Source organism: Acidiphilium sp. PM, from assembly GCF_000219295.1.
In the GTDB taxonomy this organism is placed as follows: Bacteria; Pseudomonadota; Alphaproteobacteria; order Acetobacterales; family Acetobacteraceae; genus Acidiphilium; species Acidiphilium multivorum.
In genome coordinates this window covers 1-5628 of the sequence record NZ_AFPR01000458.1, presented here as the reverse complement: position 1 = coordinate 5628, position 5628 = coordinate 1, and the positions used below count along the sequence as shown (strand labels likewise).

The following is a 5628-nucleotide window of genomic DNA, read 5'->3' as shown; positions in this document are numbered from 1 at the left end:
GACGATGCGGAAATCCTGCTCCGGCTTCATCCGCAGGCCGAGTGCGGCGATCCGCTGCATGATCGCCGCGGTGCGGCCGACCAGCAGCGGCGTGCCCATCCGGTCGTCGATCACGCTCTGGGCGGCGCGCAGCGTGCGCTCGTCCTCGCCCTCGCCATAGACGATCCGCACCTTCGCCGAGCGCGCGACCTCGATCACCGGGCGCAGCAGCAGGCCCGAGCGGAACACGAGGCGTTCGAGATCGTGCTGGTAGACGTCGAAATCCGCGATCGGCCGGCGCGCCACCCCTTCATCCATCGCCGCCCGCGCCACGGCAGGGGCGATGTGCAGGATCAGCCGCGGATCGAACGGCTTCGGAATGATGTAGTCCCGCCCGAATACCGGGGCGACGCCGCCATAGGCCGCCGCCACCGTCTCGGAGGCCTCGATCCGCGTCAGCTCCGCGATGGCGGTGACGGCGGCGAGCTTCATCCCTTCGGTGATGGCGGTCGCCCCCACATCCAGCGCGCCGCGGAAGATGAAGGGAAAGCACAGCACGTTGTTGACCTGGTTCGGAAAATCCGACCGCCCGGTGCAGACGATCGCATCCGGCCGGTGTTCCGCCACCAGCTCGGGGCGGATTTCCGGCTCCGGGTTGGCCAGCGCGAGGATCAGCGGGTTGGCGGCGAACTTGTCCAGCCATTCCGGCTTCAGCACGCCGGGGGCGGACAGGCCGAGGAAGATGTCCGCCCCGTCCAGCACTTCCGGCAGGGTCCGCGCCGCAGTGTCGCGGGCGAAGGGCTCCAGCGTCTCGTTCAGGTTCGGTCGCCCCTTGTAGATCACCCCCTCGATATCGGTCATCACGATATTCTCGGGGTTGGCACCGAGCGCGATCAGGATGCGCACGCAGGAAATCGCCGCTGCCCCCGCGCCGGAGGTGACGATCCTGACATCGTCGATCGTCTTGCCCTGCACGATCATCGCGTTCTGCACGGCGGCGCCGACGATGATGGCGGTGCCGTGCTGGTCGTCGTGGAACACGGGGATGTTCATCCGCTCGCGCAGCGTCTGCTCGATGCGGAAACATTCCGGCGCCTTGATGTCCTCGAGATTGATGCCGCCGAAGCTCGGCTCCAGCGCCGCCACCACCTCGATGAACCGGTCCGGGTCCGGCTGGTCGACCTCGATGTCGAACGTGTCGATCCCGGCGAATTTCTTGAACAGGACGGCCTTGCCCTCCATCACCGGCTTGGAGGCGAGCGCGCCGATATTGCCGAGGCCGAGCACCGCCGTGCCGTTGGTGATCACCGCGACGAGATTGCCGCGCGTCGTGTAGTCATAGGCGGTATCGGGATCGTCCTTGATGGCGAGGCAGGCCGCCGCCACGCCGGGAGAATAGGCCAGCGCCAGGTCGCGCGAGGTTTCCATGCGCTTGGTCGGCGTGATCGCGAGTTTGCCCGGCCGCGGATGGCGGTGGTAATCGAGTGCGGCCTTGCGAAGCGTTTCATCCATATCCGGTGCCCCCCTGAGTGGAGCAAGAATGCGCGATCAGGGCGGCCCGGACAACCGGGCTTTCACATGGCAGGATAGCGATGACGAATTTGTCAGCAGGCGAAATGACCTCGCCCGGTGCGAGCCTGGCGTCCCGGCTCGGAAATCTGGTGCGGTCGAGAAGACTCGAACTTCCACAGGGTTTCCCCCACAAGCACCTCAAGCTTGCGCGTCTACCATTCCGCCACGACCGCCTCGTAGCGGGAGCGCTATAGCCGATGGATCGCGCGGTATCAACAACCACGAATGCGGTCGAATGGGCAAAAGCGCCCGGATTGACCGATTATCCCTCTGCGCTGGCGGAAATGCAGGCCCGCGCGGCGGCGATCCGGGCGGGAGAGGAGGCGGAGCGGGTCTGGCTGGTCGAGCATCCGCCGCTTTACACGGCGGGAACCTCGGCGCGGGACGCCGATCTGCTGCACCCCGGCGATGCGCAGGTTTTCCGCAGCGGGCGCGGGGGGCAATGGACCTATCATGGCCCCGGGCAGCGCGTGGCCTATGTCATGCTCGACCTCTCCCGGCCGCACGGCCGCGTTCCGGCGCGGGATGTGCGCGGGTTCGTCGCCGGGCTCGAAGCCTGGCTGATCGACACGCTGGCCGGGTTCGGCGTGCGCGGCGAATTGCGCGAGGGGCGCGTCGGCATCTGGGTGGCCAACCCGTCGGGCGGCGAATCGAAGATCGCGGCGATCGGCGTGCGGGTGTCGCGCTGGGTCAGCTATCATGGGATCGCGCTGAATGTCGCGCCAGACCTGGGGCGATTCGGCGGCATCGTGCCCTGCGGCATCAGCGAGCATGGCGTGACGTCGCTGGCGGCACTCGGCGTCACCGCGACGCTGGATGCGGTCGATGCGGCGCTGGCCCGGTCATTCGAGCGGGTCTTCGACGCGGCGCCGCAGCCGGTTTGAGGTTTCAGCCGGCGATGGTCAGCACCGGACTACGACGGAAGGCCGAGGCCAGGCGGCGGGCCATCCCGATCAGCCGCCAGGGCGCGAGCGCCATGAGCACCAGCAGGAACACCGCGCCCGCCACGCTCGCGCCCAGCACGAGTTGCGACAGCAGCCCGATGCCGGGCGCCACCGCATGCAGGAACGCGGCGGTCGCGAGGCGGGCGGCGACGAGGGCGGTAATCGGCGCGCCCATCAGCCGCAGCAGCGGCCAGCCCGACTGGCCGATCCCGATCGACAGCGCCGGCAGCAGCAGCAGCGCGACGACCAGGCCGCGGGCAGACAGCGCCCAGGCGAGCGGCACGAGCCCGTAGGGTGCGGCGAACCAGGCGGCGAGTCCGATGGTGCCGGCATTCAACGCCGCAAAGATCGACACCAGCCCCGGCCGGCGCAGGGCGGTGAGCATCGGCTTGACGAAGGCGTAGATCGTCGAGGCCGGCACGATCAGGCTGAGCGCCGCGAACACCGGCGCCGCGCTGGCCCAGCGCGCGCCGAACATCAGCACCACAAGGGGGTGTGCGACGGCACCGCTGACGGCGGCGGCGGCCAGCGAGAGGATCGCCAGCGTATCCATCAGCGCCGAGGCAACGGCATACCGCCGTTCCTGGTCGTCGCGCACGGCCACGAACACGGGGAGAAAAACCTTGCTCGCCGGCAGGATCGCCAGTTCCTGCAGCACTTCGGCGAGGCGCTGGGCAATGCGGAACTGCCCCACGGCAAACACCGGCACGCGCATGCCGACCAGCACGACATAGCCGGTATGGGCGAGATAATCGACGAACGCTGCCCCCATCATCGGCAGGTTGAAGCGCAGCGCCGCGGCGAGAGCGTCCCATCGCGGCGGCCGAGGCGGATGCCAACGGGCGGCGATCGATGCCGCGACCGAATAGAAGCCGATCCCGACCATCCTCTGCACGACAAGGGCCGCCAGCCCGTAGCCATGGAAGACGAGTTCCAGCGCCACCGCGCCGCCCAGCATCGTGCTGCCCAGCGACATCAGGCTGAGCGCGCGAAACCGGAACGCCTGGGCGAGCCTTGCCGCCGGCACGATAAGGAACGCGCCAAGAAGGATGTTGAGCGACAACGCCCGCATGACCCAGCCAAGCGCCGATGCCTGATAATACCGGGCAATCGGTCCGGCAATGGCGAAAAGCAATCCGGTGACAACGAGCGCAAGGAGCATCTGCGCCCAGAACGCCCCCGCCTCCACGGTCCGGTCTCCGGGGGCGGCCACAACCTGCTCACCCGCACCGCCTGCCGTGACCATGCGCGCAAGTTCGGAAATCGCGGACGCCAACGCGACGATTCCGACATCCTGCACCGAGACGTGGCGGAGCAGCACGACAAGGATGGCGAATCCGAAACTCCGCTCGCCAAGGACGGTGAGCAGGTTCCACGCCGTGCTCCTTGCCGCGCCGCGCTGAAGACTCATACCCGCCACCGGCGAGGCAACATGCCTCGGCACACAGATGCGCGACTTTCACGATCGCAGGGCGAGATACAAGTCATGATTGTCAAGCTACATCTTGGTGCGAATTTTGCCCACCCGGTGCGACAACCAGAGGCAGCGCCCTTTACGAATGCGGTGCGCCTCACTAGAAACATTTTTGCATACGCCGTGACCCTCGGCGGAGGGGTGGCCGAGTGGCCGAAGGCGGCGGTTTGCTAAACCGTTAGACGATGTAGAGTCGTCTCGTGGGTTCGAATCCCATCCCCTCCGCCACCCATTTCTAAAATCCATAGATTTCATCAGCAATATTCCAAAACCATGATATATCTTGGATACACCTATCCGGATACATTCGAGGCGCGCATCTCCTAGGACGTCTATGGACGTCGCGCATCAATCGCGATAGCGAGTTTGAAACTCCCAAGGATTGGAGCGGATGTATCGAAAGGCGTTCTAAAAACCGCAAAATATATCTATAAGATATAAAATAAGACAGTAATAGTGTCCTATTTTAATTTGTGTTTAACCTAGAGAGGCGGTTTTCGCGGTTTCGGGCGATTGGCACCCCTTGCGGTTTCTGCGGTTCCTGCGGTTTTGAGGCTACGCTTGGAAAAATTGCAGGTATTTAGTCGAGTTGGTGGCCTCGAAAAACCGCAACCCGGTTGCGGTTCCTTGCGGTTTTCTGCGGTTTTTCGGGTGAGGCACCGTTGATTTATGCCTAATTAGGTCGGTCCACCCCATATCGACCGCCTATCTATGCCTAGTATGATATTTATTTGTCCCCTATGGGATCGATCTGGGGATGGTTGCTGGCATCGTCGTCATGGAAGGCGGCGCCCGCCCTGCGGCGTTGCCCAGCCCGTTGCCAGGCGGTGCCGGAAGCCATTGCCGCCGCGCCGGCTGGGATGCCTCTACAGGCTCACGTATCGCCGCAGAGCGGCCCGCCGCGCGAGCGCAAGATAACCGGGCCGGTGCTGACCGCACGCTGCGCTCTGACTGGCCGGTGCGGGCGGCGGTGTCGGCGGTGAAGCGGGACGCCCGATCTTCCGGGTCGCCAAGTTGGCGAGCCGAGCCTTTGTGAAGTGTATTTTCGTATTTCGTTTCAGGATGCAGCGCCTCGTAAGCCTCCTTGCGGCGCTGCGTGAACAGCGCCCTCGGGTCACCAGCCGGCAGCGGTTGCCATTCGATCAAGTTCATTGAGCTTGGCGGTTGTCAGCAGTTCAGAGCACTGGGCGACTGCTGATGCCTCCGCTTTCACGCGTGCCTCAGCTTGGATTTTAGTAAATTCGTACAGTTCTTTGCCTTGACGCTCACTATTGTTCGGCCAGGTTGTCCTCGCGGCATCCGCTGCATCGTATGCGATCCGATCCTCAACTGCAGCCAACCACCTTGCCGACCGAAGACCGCAACGCACCGCCAGAACAGCCCACCATTCTAGGCGGACCAATGGGCTGATATCGACAATGAAACTCGATTTTCGGCGGCTCGATTGCTCGGTTGTGACCGGAATTACGGGTATTTGGGGAGGCATGACCAAAGCGCCCGACGTCAGGAGCGTGAGCTTTCCAGCCGCATATAAAATGCGAAGTGGCATTGATGGTCTCCCTCCTTGTTGCACAAGTTGGGACCGAACGAAATTTTAGTCGAAGATGAATTGCTGCGCTGATTGTTGTCGCACCGCATTGTATCGGTTGCAATAATTTT

General features: G+C 64.3%; 4 protein-coding genes and 2 tRNA genes. 2 read left to right on the top strand and 4 right to left on the bottom strand.

The genetic code is table 11. The features are described from left to right. Window positions 1-1491 (bottom strand): phosphate acyltransferase (locus APM_RS13810; RefSeq protein WP_007423982.1); only part of this gene is annotated, 1491 nt, incomplete at its 3' end. 147 nt (window positions 1492-1638) lie between these two features. Beyond that, a tRNA-Leu gene (locus APM_RS13805) sits at window positions 1639-1724 on the bottom strand. A gap of 24 nt (window positions 1725-1748) precedes the next feature. Here APM_RS13805 and lipB point away from each other — a divergent pair. Further along, window positions 1749-2435, top strand: coding sequence for a lipoyl(octanoyl) transferase LipB (gene lipB, locus APM_RS13800; protein ID WP_007423981.1), 687 nt, complete (start codon window positions 1749-1751; stop codon window positions 2433-2435). Window positions 2436-2439: 4 nt separating this feature from the next. On the opposite strand, the gene APM_RS13795 is transcribed toward lipB, so the two are convergent. Continuing rightward, window positions 2440-3906, bottom strand: coding sequence for an oligosaccharide flippase family protein (locus APM_RS13795; protein ID WP_012039941.1), 1467 nt, complete (start codon window positions 3904-3906; stop codon window positions 2440-2442). 198 nt (window positions 3907-4104) lie between these two features. On the opposite strand from APM_RS13795, the gene APM_RS13790 reads away from it, so the two are divergent. After that, window positions 4105-4197, top strand: a tRNA-Ser gene (locus APM_RS13790). Window positions 4198-5083: 886 nt separating this feature from the next. Here the strand turns inward: APM_RS13790 and APM_RS20470 are convergent. Continuing rightward, window positions 5084-5518 (bottom strand): hypothetical protein, encoded by a 435-nt coding sequence (locus tag APM_RS20470; protein ID WP_083818683.1) that lies wholly within the window; start codon window positions 5516-5518, stop codon window positions 5084-5086. Window positions 5519-5628: the final 110 nt, after the last annotated feature.